Source organism: Crossiella sp. SN42 (genome assembly GCF_023897065.1).
In the GTDB taxonomy this organism is placed as follows: Bacteria; Actinomycetota; Actinomycetes; order Mycobacteriales; family Pseudonocardiaceae; genus Crossiella.
Window position 1 is genome coordinate 43,844 of record NZ_JAMHIV010000025.1, and the last position, 16,326, is coordinate 60,169.

Below are 16,326 nucleotides of genomic sequence, written 5' to 3' on the forward strand. Positions count from 1 at the left end.
CAGGTCAGCAGCAGGGTGCCAGCTATGCGGCTGTTCCGGCTCCTGCTCGCCCTGCTCCTGGCTCTCGGCTGGCTGCTCGCGGGCGCGCCCGCGCAGGCGGGGGTGGTCGAGCCGTTCCGGCTCAACTACGACCAGGTGATCTACGGCGACTTCGTCGAGGTCGGCAACGGCTCGCTGCGCTGCCCGACCGCGGCGGAGAACCGGCCGCAGTGGCGGGATGCCACGCCTGCCGCCTGCGCGCAGGTCGCCGCGGGCAGCCGGGTGCCGCCGGGCAGCGCGGGGGACTACAACGACGACTACTTCATGGTCCAGGCGGACGTGGACGGCGACGCGACCACGTTCAACTCCTCCACCGCCAGCCTGCGCATCCCGCCAGGGGCCACGGTCGACTTCGCCCGGCTGAACTGGGCGGGCAACACCGGGACCTACGACGGCTCGCGCACCCTGATGTGCCAGAACCGCAGCTTCATCCCGGCCACCGTGCCCAGCGGCGCGGCGAGCGACCCGCAGGACCAGCAGGTCAAGCTCACCGTCGGGGACAAGGCGCAGCAGGTCAGCCCGGCCAAGTTCACCAGGGACCCGGCGGGCGGCTACGCAGGCGGCGGCCAGTACTACTCCGCCTACGCCGATGTCACCGCCGCCTTCGCCGGGGTGGCCACCGGCACGGACCTGAGCGTCACCACGGCCAACGTGTGGGGCGTGAACGGCTTCGGCTGCATGGCCGGGTGGTCGCTGGTGGTGGTCTACAAGTACGCCGAGCGCAACCCGGAGCACGCACCGAGCAAGCGCGAGGTCTTCGTCTACGACGGGCACGTGCGGCAGAACTCCCGCGACCCGGAGACCATGATCACCGTCACCGGGTTCCGCTCGGCCGCCTCCTCCACCCGGATCGGGATGACCGCCTACGAGGGCGACCGCAACATCGCGGGCGACCGGTTCAAGGTCAACGGCACCGCGACCCCGGAGCCGGTCACCGGCAGCGTGGACAACTTCTTCGTCTCCAACGCCGACGGCCGGTCCAGCCCGGACACGGTGAACAACTGGAGCGTGGACGCCAAGACCATCAGCACCACCGCGATCCGGGCCGGGGCGACCAGCGCGAACCTGGCCTTCAGCACCAACGGCGACTCCTACCTGGCACAGAACCTGGTGTTCTCGGTCGCGGTGCCCGAGCTGCAGATCACCAAGACCGCCGATCCCGCGGTCGCGCACGAGGGCGACCAGGTCACCTACACGATCAAGGTCACCAACCCCAGCGGCGCGACGGCCAGCAACGTCCGGGTGGCCGATCCGAAGTTCCCGGACTGCACCAGGGTGCTCGGCACCTTGGCGGGCAACCGGTCGGAGACCTTCACCTGCACCGGGACCGCGCCCGCCGACGACGTGACCAACACCGCGACGGTGACCGGCACCAGCAGCCTCGGCGACCCGCTGGAGGGCACCGCCAGCGCCACCGTGGACGTGATCCACCCGGCGATCACGCTGACCAAGGAAGCCGACAAGCCCGCCTACCGCGAGGGCGACACCGTCACCTTCACGTTGACCGTGACCAACTCCGGTGACGTGCCGCTGACCAGGCTGCGGGTGGCGGATGCGAAGGTGCCCGACTGCGCCAGGAACCTGCCGGGAACGCTCGCCCCCGGGGCGAAGCGGACCTTCACCTGCACCACCACCGCGCCGGTGGCGGACAACGTCAACGCGGCCACGGCCAGCGGGGTGGACTCGCTCGGCAAGCAGGTCGAGGGCAGCGACGAGGCTCCGGTGCCGATCGTGCGGCCCGGCATCGCGCTGACCAAGACCGCCGACCCGGGCACGATCCGGGCCGGTGACGAGACCACCTTCACCATCACGGTGACCAACACCGGCGACGCCCCGCTGAACCCGGTGCGGATCACCGACGACCGCACCCCGGCCTGCGCCCGCACCCTGTCCGGACCGTTGGCCGCCGGCGCGAAGCAGACCTTCACCTGCACCGCGCGGCTGTCCGAGACCACCACCAACACCGCGACCGCGACCGGCAGGGACGCCTCCGGGCAGGACGTCAGCGCCACCGCACAGGCCACTGTCACCGTGCTCAAACCCGCGCTGACCATCGAGAAGACGGCCTCCCCCAGCACGGTCCGGGTGGGCGACACGGTCACCTTCACCATCAAGGTGAGCAACACCGGGGACAGCGCGCTGACCGAGGTCGCGGTGACCGACCCGAAGCTGCCCGCCTGCGCCCGCACCTTCGCCAGCCTGGCCGCCGGCGCCAGCGAGACCTACACCTGCTCGACCGCGGTCACCGAGGACCAGGTCAACACGGCCACGGTCACCGGCAAGCCGCCCGTCGGACCGCCGGTCACCGCCACTGACGAGGCGACCGTGGACGTGATCCATCCGGCGATCGAGGTCACCAAGACCGCCGACCCGAACGTGGTCCGGGCCGGCGACCAGGTCACCTTCACCGTGCTGGTGCGCAACACCGGGGACGCGCCGCTGACCAACGTGGTGGTCACCGATCCGGCCGCACCCGCTTGTGCGGCAACGATTCCGCTGCTGGCCGCCGGGGCGGAGCAGAAGCTGACCTGCGTGGTGACCGCGCCGCAGGAGGACTTCGCCAACACCGCGACCGCCACCGGCACCCCGCCGGTCGGACCGCCGGTGACCGATGAGGACACCGCGCGGGTGGACGTGCAGCACCCGGCGGTGGAGATCACCAAGGACGCCAAGCCCGCCCAGGTGCGGCCCGGCGAGCAGGTGACCTTCACCCTGACCGTGCGCAACACCGGCGACGTGGCGCTCACCGACGTCCGGGTGGCCGACCCGGTCGCGCCCGCCTGCGACCGGACCTTCGCCACCCTGGCCGTGGGCGCGAGCGAGACCTACACCTGCGTGCTGGCGCCGACCGCGGACGTGACCAACGTGGCCACGGTGACCGGCACGCCACCGGTCGGCCCGCCGGTCACCGACACCGATGACGCCGCGGTCGACGTGGTGAACCCCAAGGTGGAGATCGAGAAGACCGCCGACCCGGAGACCGTCCGGCAGGGCGACACGGTCACCTTCACCATCAAGGTCACCAACACCGGCGACGCGACGCTGACCAAGGTCACCGTCACCGACCCGGCCATCCCGGCCTGCGCGCGCACGCTGCCGGACCTCGCGCCGGGCGCAGGCCAGACCTACACCTGCACCTACGGCGCGGGCGCGGAGGACCTGGTGAACACCGCCACGGTCACCGGCACCGACCCGACCGGCCGCGAGGTCACCGACTCCGACGACGCCACCGTGGACGTGGTGCACCCGGCCATCGAGGTCAGCAAGAGCGCGGACAAGGACACCGTGCGCGAGGGCGACCAGGTGACCTTCACGGTGACGGTGAAGAACACCGGCGACGTGCCGCTGACCAACGTGGTGGTCACCGATCCGGCCGCACCCGCCTGTGCCACCACGGTTCCGCGGCTCGCCGTCGGCGCGGAGCACCGGGTGGTCTGCACGGTGACCGCACCGGCGCAGGACTTCGAGAACACCGCGACCGGCACCGGCACGCCACCGGTCGGACCGCCGGTGACCGATGACGGCACCGCGAAGGTGACCGTGCTGCACCCCGGCGTCAACATCGCCAAGGAGGTCCAGGGCGGCCCGTTCCGCACCGGCGACACGGTCACCTTCACCATCACGGTGACCAACACCGGCGACGCCCCGCTGACCAGCGTCACGGTGGCGGACCCGGTCGCGCCGTCCTGCGCGCGCACCCTGCCGGACCTGGCCCCCGGCAAGAGCGAGAGCTACACCTGCGCGATGACCGCGGGCGCCGAGGACGTCACCAACACCGCGTCGGTGACCGGCACCCCGCCGACCGGCCCGCCGGTGACTGACACCGACGACGCGAAGGTCGACGTGGTGCACCCCGGTGTCCAGGTGGCGAAGACCGCGGCCCCGGAGACCGTGCGGGTCGGCGACACCGTCACCTTCACCATCAAGATCAGCAACACCGGGGACACCGAGCTGACCCAGGTCGCGGTGACCGACCCGGCGGTGCCCGCCTGCGCCCGCACCTTCGAGCGACTGGCCGCGGGCGCCAGCGAGACCTACACCTGCACCATGACCGCGACCGACGACCTGACCAACACCGTTGCGGTGACTGGGAAACCGCCGGTCGGGTCGCCGGTGACCGGTACCGACGACGCCTCGGTGGACGTGATCCACCCGGCGATCGAGCTGAGCAAGAGCGCGGACAAGCAGGCCGTGCGCGAAGGCGACCAGGTGACCTTCACGGTGACGGTGAAGAACACCGGTGACGTGCCGCTGACCAACGTGGTGATCAGCGATCCGGGCGCACCCGGTTGTGCGGCAACGATTCCGCAGCTGGCCGTTGGCGCTGAGCGCGAGGTGACCTGCACGGTGACCGCACCGGCTCAGGACTTCACGAACACCGCGACCGGCACCGGCACCCCGCCGGTGGGGCCGCCGGTGACCGATGAGGACACCGTGCGGGTGGACGTGCAGCACCCCAGCATCGAGATCACCAAGGACACCGAGGGCGGGCCGTTCCGCGCCGGTGACTCGGTGACCTTCCGGATCGTGGTGCGCAACACCGGGGACGTGCCGCTGACCAAGGTGACCGTGGCCGACGAGCTCGCGCCGGAGTGCCGCCGCACCTTCGCCAACCTGGCGGTCAGGGCCGCGGAGACCTACCCGTGCACCATGGTCGCCCCCGCTGACGACGTGCTGAACACCGCGAAGGCCACCGGCACCCCGCCGACCGGACCTGATGTGTCCGATGTGGACGATGCGCCGGTGGATGTGGTGCATCCCAAGGTGGTCATCGAGAAGTCGGTCAGCCCCGGCACCGCGCGGCCCGGCGACCAGGTGACCTACACGATCGTCGTGCGCAACACCGGCGACGTGCCGCTGACCGACGTGCGGGTGGCCGATGACAAGCAGTCGGGCTGCGGCTTCACCCTGCCGCAGCTGCCGGCCGGCGGCACGGAGACCCGGAGCTGCGCGATCACCGCGGCCCAGGACGTCACCAACACCGCGACGGTGACCGGCATCGATCCGACCGGCAGGCCGGTGACCGCGGCCGACGACGCCGTGCTGGACGTGATCGGGCCGGGCATCGAGGTGGTCAAGACCGGCCCGGCCAAGCCGCTGCTGAGCGGGCAGCAGGCCGAGTTCACCGTGCTGGTGCGCAACACCGGTGACGTGCCGCTGACCGGGGTGGTGCTCAGCGACCAGGTCGCGCCCGGCTGCTCGGTGACCGTCGGCGACCTCGCGCCCGGGCAGGCCAGCCAGCCGGTCAAGTGCACGGTGGCCATGCGGGACAAGGACATCGAGAACACGGTGACCGCCACCGGCACCGACCCGACCGGGCGGCCGGTGACCGACCAGGCGAGCGCGACGGCGAAGCTGGCCACGCCCGGCATCGACCTGACCAAGACCGCCGACCAGGACGAGGCGGCGCCGGGCCGCACGGTCACCTTCAAGCTGACCGTGCGCAACACCGGCACCGTCGACCTGGTCGAGGTCACCGTGGCCGACCCGGCGCTACCCGCCTGCGACCGGCGGATCGACCGCCTGCCGGTCAACGGCAGCCAGACCTGGACCTGCACCACGGCCGCGCCCAGCGGCGGCACCCTGGTCAACACCGCCACCGCGACCGGTCAGCCGGACACCGCGCAGCCGGGCGGGCCGGTCAGCGACACCGACTCGGCCAGCGTGCGGGTGCCCGGCGGGCCCGGTCCCACGCCGCCGCGGCCGCCGCTGGCCGAGACCGGCGCGCCGACCGGGGTGTTCCTGTGGGCCGGGCTCGCGCTGCTGGCGCTCGGGGTGGTCCTGGTCGCCGGAGCCCGCCGTCAGCGGAACTGAGTCAGTCCGAGCTCGCGGGCCGGGAGAGCAGGTCGCCGTAGCGGGCGAGCACCCTGGCCCGCAGCTCGGGATCGGCGCGCGGGACCGGCTCCAGGAAGATCTCGTCCAGCTCGGCGAACTCGGCGCGCAGGTCGGCCGAGATGCGCACGCAGGCGCGTTCCAGGTCGGCCGCGCCGAGGGCGTCGTCGAAGTCCAGGCGGGCGCACAGCAGCACCCGGTCGGTGCCGGTGACCATGGACAGGATGTCCACCACCGCCTCCACCTCCGGGGTCGCGCGCAGCCGGGCGGCCACCGTGCGCACCAGCACCGGGTCGGCCTGGCGGCCGATCAGCAGGCCCAGGTTGGTGCTGCCCAGCAGGTAGGCCACCACGGCCAGCAGCGCGCCGATGGCCAGCGAGGCCACCGCGTCCCAGACCGCGGAGCCGGTCAGCTGGTGCAGCAGCACGCCGAGGAAGGCCAGCAGCAGGCCGATCAGCGCCGCGGTGTCCTCGAAGAACACCGTCTTCACCGTGGGGTCGTCGGAGTGCCGCAGGTAGGCGAGCAGGCCCCGCTGCTCGGCCCTGGCCTCGCGCCGCACCTGGCGGCTGGCCTGCACGAAGGAGACCGACTCCAGCAGGAAGGCCAGGCCGAGCACCAGGTAGGCCACCCACGGCCTGGTCTGGGTGTCATCGCCGCTGAGCAGCGTGTGCACGCCCTCGACCACCGCGAACACCGCGCCGGAGGCGAAGATCGCCACCGCGGCCATCAGCGACCAGAAGAAGCGCTCCTTGCCGTAGCCGAAGGGGTGCCGCCGGTCGGCCGGCTTGCCAGAGCGGCGCAGCGCGGTGAGCAGCAGCCCCTCGGTGAAGGTGTCCGCGACCGAGTGCCCCGCCTCGGCCAGCAGCGCGGCCGAGCCGGTGAGCGCACCGGCGACCGCCTTCATCACGCCGATCAGGAAGTTCACGATCAGCGCCAGCACCACGGTGAGCGTGCTCTCGCCGCCCGGCTTGCTCTCCTCAACCATCCGCCCATCGTGCTCTCCAGAGTGCTTTCCGGCATGCCGGCCGCGTGCCGCCGGAAAGGTGAATCCACCCCATGTGGACAACCCACGGCCATGATCGAACGTGTGTTGGATGGCAACGTCCATCGAGCGGAACGGGGAGTTTTCGATGAACCTGCGGCGCGGCGCCGTGGTCCTGGCCGGTGCGAGTCTGCTGACCTTGACCGGAGCGCCTGCTCTAGCCGAGAAACCAGCCCCCACCGGCACGGTCACCGGACAGGTGTGGTTCGACCGAGACGCCGACGGTGCCGCCGAGCCCGGTGAGCCAGGGGCCGCGGACGCGGAGGTGAGCTTCTTCGACGTGCTGCGGCAGCGACCGGCAGGCAAGGCGGTCACCGACCGGGACGGCCGCTACACCTCGCCCACGCTGAAGTTCGGGCTGTACAAGGTGAGCCACCAGCGCGCCGAGTACGCCGCCACCACCAGCCCGGTCCGGTTCGCGCTGGTCTCCGCCGACGGCGTGCGCCCGATCGACTTCGGCATCCGCGGCGGCACCATCACCGGCACGGTCTGGCACGACGCGGACCGGGACGGCAAGCGCGACCACGGCGAACAGCCGCTGGCTGAGGTGCCGGTGACCACCGTGAAACCGGTGAACCGGCACGCCGCCTCCGGCAAGGACGGCCGCTACACGCTGCACGACCTGCCGGCTGGCCGCTACCAGCTCAAGGCCAGCTCACTGGCCACCGCCGCCCAGCTCACCCTGACCCGCCCCGGCCGGGACAACGACTTCGCCTGGGGCAGCTACACCAGCGATGAGCTGCGCATCCGCCCTGGTCAGACCGAGCGCGAGGTGGACGCGGGCTACGCCGAGTCCCGCTACGACGGCGCGCTCAGCATCAGCACCGACCGTGACCCGCAGACCGCCGCGGTCGGCCAGCCGGTCAAGGTCACCGTGCACCTGACCAACCGCGGCGAGACCGGCCAGCGGGTGGCGGTCTCGCTGTTCCTGCCCGAGGGCGTCCGGGTCTCCGGCGTCGCGGGTGACTGGACCGTGGTCTCCACCGGCCCGACCGTGCTGGCCAACTCCATGACCGCGGTCGAGCCCGGCGCCAAGGAACGCGCGCTGACCCTCACCGTGGTGGCCGACCAGCCACTGACCGCGCCACTGCACTTCCGGCAGCGCCCCGACGCGGGCGGCGACCGGGACTCCGGCAACGACGACGGCTACCTCTGGCTGGGCCGCAAGCCCTAGCTCAGTCGTCCAGGTCCAGCAGCTCGGCCGGGTCGAAGGAGAGCGGGAACGGCAGGTCCGTCTCGAACTTCTGCCCGGCCAGCGCGCTGGAGTGCGGGCGGTAGGCGCCGCGGTCCAGCTTGAACAGGTGGACCGCGGCCCGCTCCTGCTCGTGGTCCACCTGGACCTCCAGGTAGAACGGGATCCCGGCGTCCGCGCACAGGGCGGGCTTGTCGATCCGGTCGCGGCGGCGGCTGCTGGGCGAGACCACCTCGGCCACCATCGTGGCCAGGCCGGGCGGCACCCAGAGGGCCCCCTCCGCGGAGCCGTTGAGCACGGTGAGGTCCGGCTGGATCCACCGCCCCGGTGCGAACAGCAGGTTGACCGTGCCGTACACCCGGAACGGCGTGCCCTTGGCCGCCAGATGGAACAGGAAGGCCAGCTGAGCTTCCGCGTACGAGTTCTGCGAAGCCTCGTACGGGCTCATGATCAGCTTTCCGTCCAGGCACTCGTACTTGGCCGCGGGCACGTGTGGCAGTGGCAGGTAGTGCTCGGCCAGCTTCATGTCCCACATCCCGTCGAACTCGACGAGCGGGTCAAAAGGCCGTCCAACCAGTTCGGCAACCATCTGCCAGCACCTCCACGGTCAAGGGTACTGCCTCACCCGCCCGCTGGGCTGCTACGACTTGTCCTGCTCAGTCGCTGGGGTGCCGCTCGGCTCGGCGTCGGTCGGGGTGTCCTCCGGCTCGTCGGCCGCCGCCGCGGGCTGGCCCCGCCGGACCGCGCTGAGCAGCAGCTGGGACACGTCCACCACCTCGACCGAGGCGCCCTGACCCTCGTTCTGGCGCTGGGTGACGCCGTCGGTGAGCATCACCCGGCAGAACGGGCAGCCGGTGGCGATCTTGGTCGGCGCGGTGCCCAGTGCCTCGTCCACCCGGTCCACGTTGATCCGCTTGCCGATCCGCTCCTCCATCCACATCCGCGCGCCGCCTGCGCCGCAGCACATGGAGCGGTCGCCGTGCCGGGGCATCTCGCGGAAGGCGGCACCGGTGGCGCCGATCAGCTCGCGCGGCGGGGAGTAGACCTGGTTGTGGCGGCCCAGGTAGCAGGGGTCGTGGTAGGTGACGTCCTCGGCCAGCGGGGCGACCGGGACCAGGCGGCGCTCCCTGACCAGGCGGTTGAGCAGCTGGGTGTGGTGCACGACCTCGAACTCGCCGCCCAGCTGCGGGTACTCGTTGGCCAGCGAGTTGAAGCAGTGCGCGCAGGTGGCCACGATCTTGCGCTTGCCCTTGGGACGGCCCTCGAAGACCGAGTTGAGCACCTCGACGTTCTGCTGGGCCAGCATCTGGAACAGGAACTCGTTGCCCGCGCGCCGGGCCGGGTCGCCGGTGCAGGTCTCCTCCGGGCCGAGCACCGTGTACTTCACCTCGGCCAGGTGCAGCAGCTCGGCCACCGCGCGGGTGGTCTTCTTCGCCCGGTCCTCGAACGCGCCCGCGCAGCCGACCCAGAACAGGTACTCGGTGTCGCCCAGCTCGCCGTCGAAGACCGGCACCTCGAAGTCCAGGCCCTCGGTCCAGGCCAGCCGGTCCTTGGCGTTCTGGCCCCAGGGGTTGCCCTTGTTCTCCAGGTTCTTGAACATCCCGCCCAGCTCGCTCGGGAAGTTCGACTCGATCAGCACTTGGTACCGGCGCATGTCCACGATGTGGTCCACGTGCTCGATGTCCACCGGGCACTGCTCGACGCAGGCGCCGCAGGTGGTGCAGGACCACAGCACCTCGGGGTCGATGATGCCCAGCTCGTCCGGGCCGCCGATCAGCGGGCGGTCGGACTCGGCCAGCGCCAGCACGTCGATCTTGGCCAGCCGGGCCTCGGCGTCGTCACCGGTGATGCCGACCTCGTCGCCCGCCATGTCCTTGCGGCCACCGGCCAGCAGGTACGGGGCCTTGGCGTAGGCGTGGTCGCGCAGCTGGGTGATCACCAGCTTGGGCGAGAGCGGCTTGCCGGTGTTCCAGGCGGGGCACTGGGACTGGCAGCGCCCGCACTCGGTGCAGGTGGTGAAGTCCAGCCAGCCCTTCCAGGAGAAGTCCTCGACCTTGCCCGCGCCGAAGACGTCCTTCTCCGGGTCGGCCTCCTCGAAGTCCAGCGGCTTGCCGCCGCTCATCATCGGCTTGGCCGCGCCCAGCGCCACGCCGCCGTCGGCCTCGCGCTTGAAGTAGATGTTGAAGAAGGCGGTGAACCGGTGCCAGGCCACGCCCATGTTCAGGTTGCGCGCGATGGTGATCGCCCACGCGGCGGAGATGAAGATCTTCAACACCGCGAAGATGGAGACCATGATCGGCGCGCTGGGCAGGATCGCGCCGAGCGCGTGCGTGATCGGGGTGGCCCAGACCGGGTAGTGGAACAGCCCGCTGGAGGTCTTGAACGCGCGGATGGCGAAGATGCAGATGCCCACGCTGAGGATGACGCCCTCGACGAAGTAGGCCTGCCAGAAGTTGGAGCCCTGGAAGCGGGACTGGCGGTCCGCGCGGCGCGGGTGGTTGCGCTGGCGGATGGTGATCAGCACCAGGATGCCGACCACCGTGGTCAGCCCGATCAGCTCGACGAACAGGCCCCACGGCGCCCAGCCGCCGATGATGGGCAGCTCGTAGGCCGGGTCGAAGACCTCGCCGTGCGCCTCCACCAGGGTCAGCACCAGCGAGCCGAAGCCGACCATGACGAACCAGTGCGCCGCGCCGACCACGCCCCACTTGAGCATCCTGGTGTGGCCCAGGATCTCCACCAGCATGTTCTTCAACCGGCCGCCCAGCGGCCCGTTGCGGGTCGGGTCGGGCTGGCCCAGCCGGACCGTGCGCACCATCTGGACCACGGCCCTGGTCAGCAGCACGACCCAGGCGAGGGTTGCGGCCAGAGAAATCAGGCCCAACACGATATGCACAGCACCCATGCTCGGCAGCCCTCCCAGGAAATAGCGGCGTCGGTATTCCTGCCGTGCCCGGGAGACTACGCCATATTACTCACCAGTAACCACCTGGCGTGTCCGGTGTCGCACCGGTTGGCGTCAGTTGACCGAGATCAGCAGTTCGGACAGATTCTCGACCAAGCTCGCCGGGTCCGCTGGGGCGACCGTGGTGTACTGGCCGATCGCGCGCACCGAGTAGCGGCCCTCCACGTTGTCCACCACCGAAACCACGTGCTCAGCGCGGTTGCGCTCGCCCCAGTGGTCCCAGCCGGTGGCGCCGAACTGCCCGCCGCGCAACCGCTCCGCGCTCACCGTCTGGGCCAGCGCGCGGGCCGGTCCCGGCGGCATGCCGCCCAGCTCGAGCTCGTGCGCGAAGGCGTCGTAGGACTTGCCCGCGCGGGCGGCGGCGTACTGGAGCAGGTCGTTGGGCACGGTGATCTGGTCGCCGTGGCCGGGCGGGTGCTCGGGCAGCAGCTCGGCGGCGGCCTCCGGCATGGTGGTCGGGCCGATCTCGGAGATGCGCACCTGGTTGTCCATCACGCTGCCGCAGGCCACGAACTCGCCGCTGCCGGTGACCATGGCGCGCAGCGAGCGCTCCCGGTCCAGGTTGAACCGCAGGTCGATCGCGGTGCGCGGCCGGGCGAACTGGTGCAGCAGGTCCGTGTACCAGGAGTTGAGCTGGCCTGGCCAGCCAAGGCCCTTGTCCGCCAGCCCGATCCAGGCGGTCCGGCGGATCTGCTCGGCCTCCTCCTCGGTGGCCGGGTCCGGTACGACGTCGAGCACCAGCGGCCGGGCCCCCGGCGCGAGGTCCTCCCAGCTCACGAAAAACTCCATGGGCGTGAGCACGACCGCCGACATGGCCTTCCTTCCCTGTGTCGCACCAGGTTCAGGCCGCCAACGGTACCCCCGATCGGGCGGCGTCGGCCGCACAACGCGCTAATCCGCGCCAGCGCGGTTGCGGAACCTTCGAAGTCCGAGCACCACGCCGAGCACCAGCAACCCGCCGCCGAGGGTGACCGCCACCGCCACCGGGTGCCCGCCGGTCTTCAGCTCGGCGGTCAGCCCCGGCCGGCCACCGGCCTCGGTGCTGTCCTGGCTGGGCGCGACCAGGCCGCCGACCTCGTAGCGCAGGCTGGCCTCGGCCGAGTCCACCCTGGTCACGGTCTGCCGCGCGGTGATCGAGCGGGCGCCCGGCTTGAGATCGGTGCTGGGCCGCAGCCGCCACTGGCCGTCCGCGCCGACCGTGGTCGAGCCGACCGGCACGCCGTCCACCGACACGGTCACCAGCGCCTTGGGCTTGCCCAGGCCGCCGATCTGCGGCCGGGGCAGGTCGGCGCGCTCGCCCGGCGCGGGCGCGGTGATCACCGGCGGGGCGGGCATCACGGTGAAGTTGCCGGTCGCCTCCGGGGACTCCTGCCCGCTGACGCGCTGCCTCAGCACCAGCTGGTGGCCGCCCAGGCACAGCTTCTCCGGCAGGGCGAGCCGCCAGCGGCCCTCGCGGTCCGCGGTGACCAGCTGCGGGGGCTTGGTGTCCAGCCGCACGCTCACCTCGGCGCCGGGCCGGGCGGTGCCGTGCACCTCGGGCTCGGTGTCGGTGCCCCGGCTGCCGTCCAGCGGGCCGAGCAGCGCGGGCGCGCGCAGGCGCGGCTCGTCCGGGTCCAGGTAGGCGGCCAGCCGGTCGCCGTTGGCATCGCGCGGGCTGCCGCGGCCGGGGGCCAGCTCGTCCACGTCGCGCACCCCGTCGGCGTCCGCGTCGCCCTCGGTGGTCAGCAGCCGCAGCTCGCCGCCGAAGCTGGGCAGCACGTCGGAGGTCAGCGACTCGCCGAGGGCCAGTGAGGTCAGGCCGCCAGGTCCGGGCACCGGGCGGCAGCGACCGGCCGCCGAGCCCAGGTGCGCGGCCGAGGTCCAGCCCAGCGCCGCGCCACCGGCCAGCAGCGCGCCGCCGCCGTCCACGCACAGCCCGTGCACCTCGAACCCGCGCAGCGCCATCGCGCCGGTCTCGCCGAGCCGCCACACCGAGCGGGGCGCGAACACGGTGCCGCAGGAGTAGCCGCCGCGACCGGCCGCGCACACCTGGGCGCCGGGGATCACCGCGCTGAGCGACTCCACCCGCAGCGCGCCACCGGGTCCGGCCACCTCGGGCACCGGGGCCGTGTGCGGGTCGGCGGCCCGGATCGAGGCCAGGTCGTCGCCGGGTCCGTCGCCGTCCAGCGAGGCCAGGGTGAACCGGTCCGCCGAGCCGAGCGGCGCGCAGTGCGCGGGGCCGAGGGAGACCACCCGGCCCGCCCGGTCCAGCGCGTTGAGCCCATAGCCGCAGCCCTGCGCGCGCACCGCGGGCGGCTGCGGCGGGAGGTCGGTGTGCTCGGCCCGCACGGTCACCGCGGTCCTGGGCAGCGCGGCGGCCAGCTTGCGCCCGGCGGGGGAGTCGGCCAGCAGCAGCCGCAGGGTGCCCGCACGCACGTCGGGGGTGATGCCGAAGACCGCGGCCCGCTCGGCCGGTGGCAGCCCGGCCGACCAGCGGGCCAGCGCGTCCACCGCCTGGTCCATGGCCTCCGCGCTGCCCGGCCGCACCTGCGCGCTCGCGCCGGTGATCCTTACCCGGTCCGCGGCCGCCTCGTCGGTCACCGCGACCCGCAGCCGCCGGTGGCCCGGCTCGAACCAGGCGCCGCCGAAGGAGGAGCCCAGCTCACCGCGCAGCCGCTCGGCGTTGGCCGCGGCCTGCCGGGCCGCGCGGCCGTTGGCCAGGTAGGTCACCGGCTCCAGGCCGAGGTCCCGGCGCAGCGCGTCCTTCAGGCCCTGCGGCAGCGCCTCGGCGTGCGCGGCGAGTAATGCCTGCTCACCGGGTTGCTGCGCGGCCCAAGCGGGCGCCCCACCCAGCACGAGCAGGCAGGCGGCACCAGCCAACCCGAGCGCCCTGCGCATCCCGCACCTTCTTCGCCACCACACGAACCCGCCCGCGACAACGGGACGTGGCCAAACGCTAGCCGCCCGAAGGGGCAGTTCCGCCGGTCGCTGCCGGGTTCGTTATGAAGGTCGCGGTACGGCAAAGAAACGGGCGGCCGTCCCGTAGGACGACCGCCCGTTCTGGTGCTGTGTGACTAGTTGGCTCAGGACTCCGCGCCGGCCTTGCGGCGGCGGAAGAACACCAGCAGCGCGACGCCACCGGCCACGGCCACGCCGCCGCCGATCAGCATCGGCAGCACGTTGTCCACACCGGTCTTGGCCAGGCCGCCGTTGCCGCCGCCGTTACCGGCCGGGCTGGTGGTCGGCGGGACCGCCGCGCCACCCTTGGTCAGCTCGTAGGCCACGGTGTCCGCGTCGGAGTCCACCTTGTCGATGGTCTGCTTGGCGGAGATGGTGTGCTTGCCCTTGGCCAGGTCGGCGGCCGGGGTGACGCTCCACTTGCTGTCGGCGCCCACGGTGGCCTCGCCCAGCTTCACGTCGCCGGCGGTCACCGTGACGACAGCCCCGGCGGTGCCGGTGCCCGCGACGGTCGGCCGCGCGTTCTCGCTCTTGGCGCCTTCCTTCGGCTCGGTGATGACCGGGGCCGAGGGGACGACGGTGAAGGTGGACTTCACCTCGCGGGAGGTCAGGTCGCCCGCCTTCTGCTTCAGGGTGATCTCGTGACCGCCGTAGGCCAGGTCGGTGGTGATGGCCTCGGTCCACTTGCCGCTCGCGTCGGCCTTCAGCTCCTTGGTCTGACCCTTGTAGGTCAGCGACACGGTGGCGTTGGGCTTGGCGGTGCCGGTCAGCACCGGCTTGCGCTCGGTGATCCGGGACTTGTCGGCCGGGCTGGTCAGCTTCGGCGCGGACAGGTTCGGCTCGTCGGCGTCGCGGTAGGCGGCGACCCCGTTGTTGTTGGTGTCCTTGATCTTGGTGATGTCGGCGTTGAGCTCGTTGATGTCGAGCACGCCGTCCTCGTCCTCGTCACCGTTGGCGGTCAGCACGGTCAGCTGCGCGTCACCCTTGTAGTCGGGCAGGATGTCGCGCTGCACCAGCTCGGCGTAGGAGCGGTCCTTCGGCTGGCCCGCGGTGGGGCACTTGTCGCCGGGGTTGGCCGCGCCACCGGAGGTGATGCCCAGTGCCTTGGAGCCCAGGACCACGGCGCCGCCGGAGTCGCCGGGGATGCTGCACGCGTCGTGCTGGAACAGCGAGAGCAGGTGCCCGCCGATCTTGACCGACACGTCGGTGTTGACCACGTTGCCGCACTGCCAGCCGGTGGTGCGACCGGACTTGCAGATCTCCTGACCCTGGATCGGGTCGGTCAGGCCGTCCAGCTTCAGGCCGCCGCCGTTGTAGCGGTTGACCTCCGGCAGCAGCTTCTGCGCGCCGTTGGTCACCTTGATGGTGGCCGAGTCGTCGCCGTTGGCGTCGTTGTCGAAGCGCACGTTCTCGCCGAGGCCGATGGCCTCGCCGACCGGGTTGCCCGCGCCCTTGATCTCGACGTTGACCTTGCGGCCGTCGAAGCCGTCGAAGCAGTGCCCGGCGGTGATGATCTGGCCGCGGCCCAGCTTGTCAACGGCGTTGAAGCCGAGGGAGCACAGCCGCAGGCTGGAGCCCGTGCCGGAGACGGTGTAGCCGTCGCCGCCGCGGATGTCCTTCTCCGGCTGGAGTTCCTCTTCCTTGTGCCCGACCTCGACCTGGACGTTCACCTTGGGCAGCTCGGCAGCCAGCGCCTTGCCGGCCTCCGAGGTGGACAGGGTGACGCCCAGCTTGCCGTCCTTGGTGTCCACCGCGACGGCCTGGAACGCGTTGCGCTTGTCGCCGGTCAGCGACTTCGCCCACTTGCTGATGGTGTCCGCGGCGCGGTCGAGCGCGGCAGCGGAGACCGCGCGCTGGTGCACCTCGCCACCGGCGGCCCGCACCTTGGCGGCCACCGCGGCGTCAGTCACCGCGACGTGCAGCTTCTTGCTGTTCTTGTCGAACCACGCGCCGCCGAACTTCTCGCCCAGCTCCTTGCGCAGCTTGCTACCCGCCAGCGCGGCCTTGTCCGCGGCCCGTGCAGTGGCCACGTACTCCTTGGCGTCCTTGCCCAGGTCCCTGCGGATCGCTTCCTTCAGCTCGGCCGGCATGGACTGCACGACCGCGTCCGCGGTGACCTCGGTCGGCTGCGCGGGCGCGGCGCCGGTGCCGAGCGCGGTGCCCAGAACCAGGACACCACCCACGGTCATCGCAGCGCCGAACCTCCGGCGCAGGCTTGCCTTACTCATCGAGCTCCTTCCCCAGAACCCACCGTGCCCCGATTGGGTTACCTCGGATGGGTGACGCAGGGAAGCTAGCTCTAGTTCCACCCAGTGCGGG

8 protein-coding genes are annotated in these 16,326 nt (G+C 71.9%); 2 read left to right on the forward strand and 6 right to left on the reverse strand.

Features of this window, described 5'->3' with window-relative positions:
- Positions 1-24 precede the first annotated feature (24 nt).
- Positions 25-5,853 (forward strand): hypothetical protein, encoded by a 5,829-nt coding sequence (locus M8C13_RS28175; RefSeq protein WP_252483743.1) that lies wholly within the window; start codon positions 25-27, stop codon positions 5,851-5,853.
- Position 5,854: 1 nt separating this feature from the next.
- On the opposite strand, the gene M8C13_RS28180 is transcribed toward M8C13_RS28175, so the two are convergent.
- Positions 5,855-6,856 (reverse strand): cation diffusion facilitator family transporter, encoded by a 1,002-nt coding sequence (locus M8C13_RS28180; RefSeq protein ID WP_252483744.1) that lies wholly within the window; start codon positions 6,854-6,856, stop codon positions 5,855-5,857.
- Positions 6,857-7,001: 145 nt separating this feature from the next.
- Here M8C13_RS28180 and M8C13_RS28185 point away from each other — a divergent pair, with 145 nt between their 5' ends.
- Positions 7,002-8,087, forward strand: coding sequence for an SdrD B-like domain-containing protein (locus tag M8C13_RS28185; protein ID WP_252483745.1), 1,086 nt, complete (start codon positions 7,002-7,004; stop codon positions 8,085-8,087).
- Position 8,088: 1 nt separating this feature from the next.
- On the opposite strand, the gene M8C13_RS28190 is transcribed toward M8C13_RS28185, so the two are convergent.
- The 5 genes from M8C13_RS28190 to M8C13_RS28210 all read right to left on the reverse strand — a co-directional run bounded on the left by M8C13_RS28190 (position 8,089) and on the right by M8C13_RS28210 (position 16,235).
- Positions 8,089-8,694, reverse strand: a complete 606-nt coding sequence (locus M8C13_RS28190) for a Uma2 family endonuclease (protein WP_252483746.1) — start codon at positions 8,692-8,694, stop codon at positions 8,089-8,091.
- Between the two features lie 51 nt (positions 8,695-8,745).
- Complete coding sequence (locus tag M8C13_RS28195) at positions 8,746-11,010, reverse strand: (Fe-S)-binding protein (protein ID WP_252483747.1); 2,265 nt, start codon at positions 11,008-11,010, stop codon at positions 8,746-8,748.
- A gap of 114 nt (positions 11,011-11,124) precedes the next feature.
- Positions 11,125-11,883 (reverse strand): ESX secretion-associated protein EspG, encoded by a 759-nt coding sequence (locus M8C13_RS28200; RefSeq protein WP_308202870.1) that lies wholly within the window; start codon positions 11,881-11,883, stop codon positions 11,125-11,127.
- Between the two features lie 78 nt (positions 11,884-11,961).
- Entirely contained in the window at positions 11,962-13,947 is a 1,986-nt protein-coding gene (locus M8C13_RS28205; protein ID WP_252483749.1) for a hypothetical protein, read from the reverse strand.
- A gap of 185 nt (positions 13,948-14,132) precedes the next feature.
- Positions 14,133-16,235 carry a S1 family peptidase gene (locus tag M8C13_RS28210; protein WP_252483750.1) on the reverse strand — a complete coding sequence of 701 codons (2,103 nt, stop codon included), beginning with the start codon at positions 16,233-16,235 and terminating at the stop codon, positions 14,133-14,135.
- Positions 16,236-16,326: the final 91 nt, after the last annotated feature.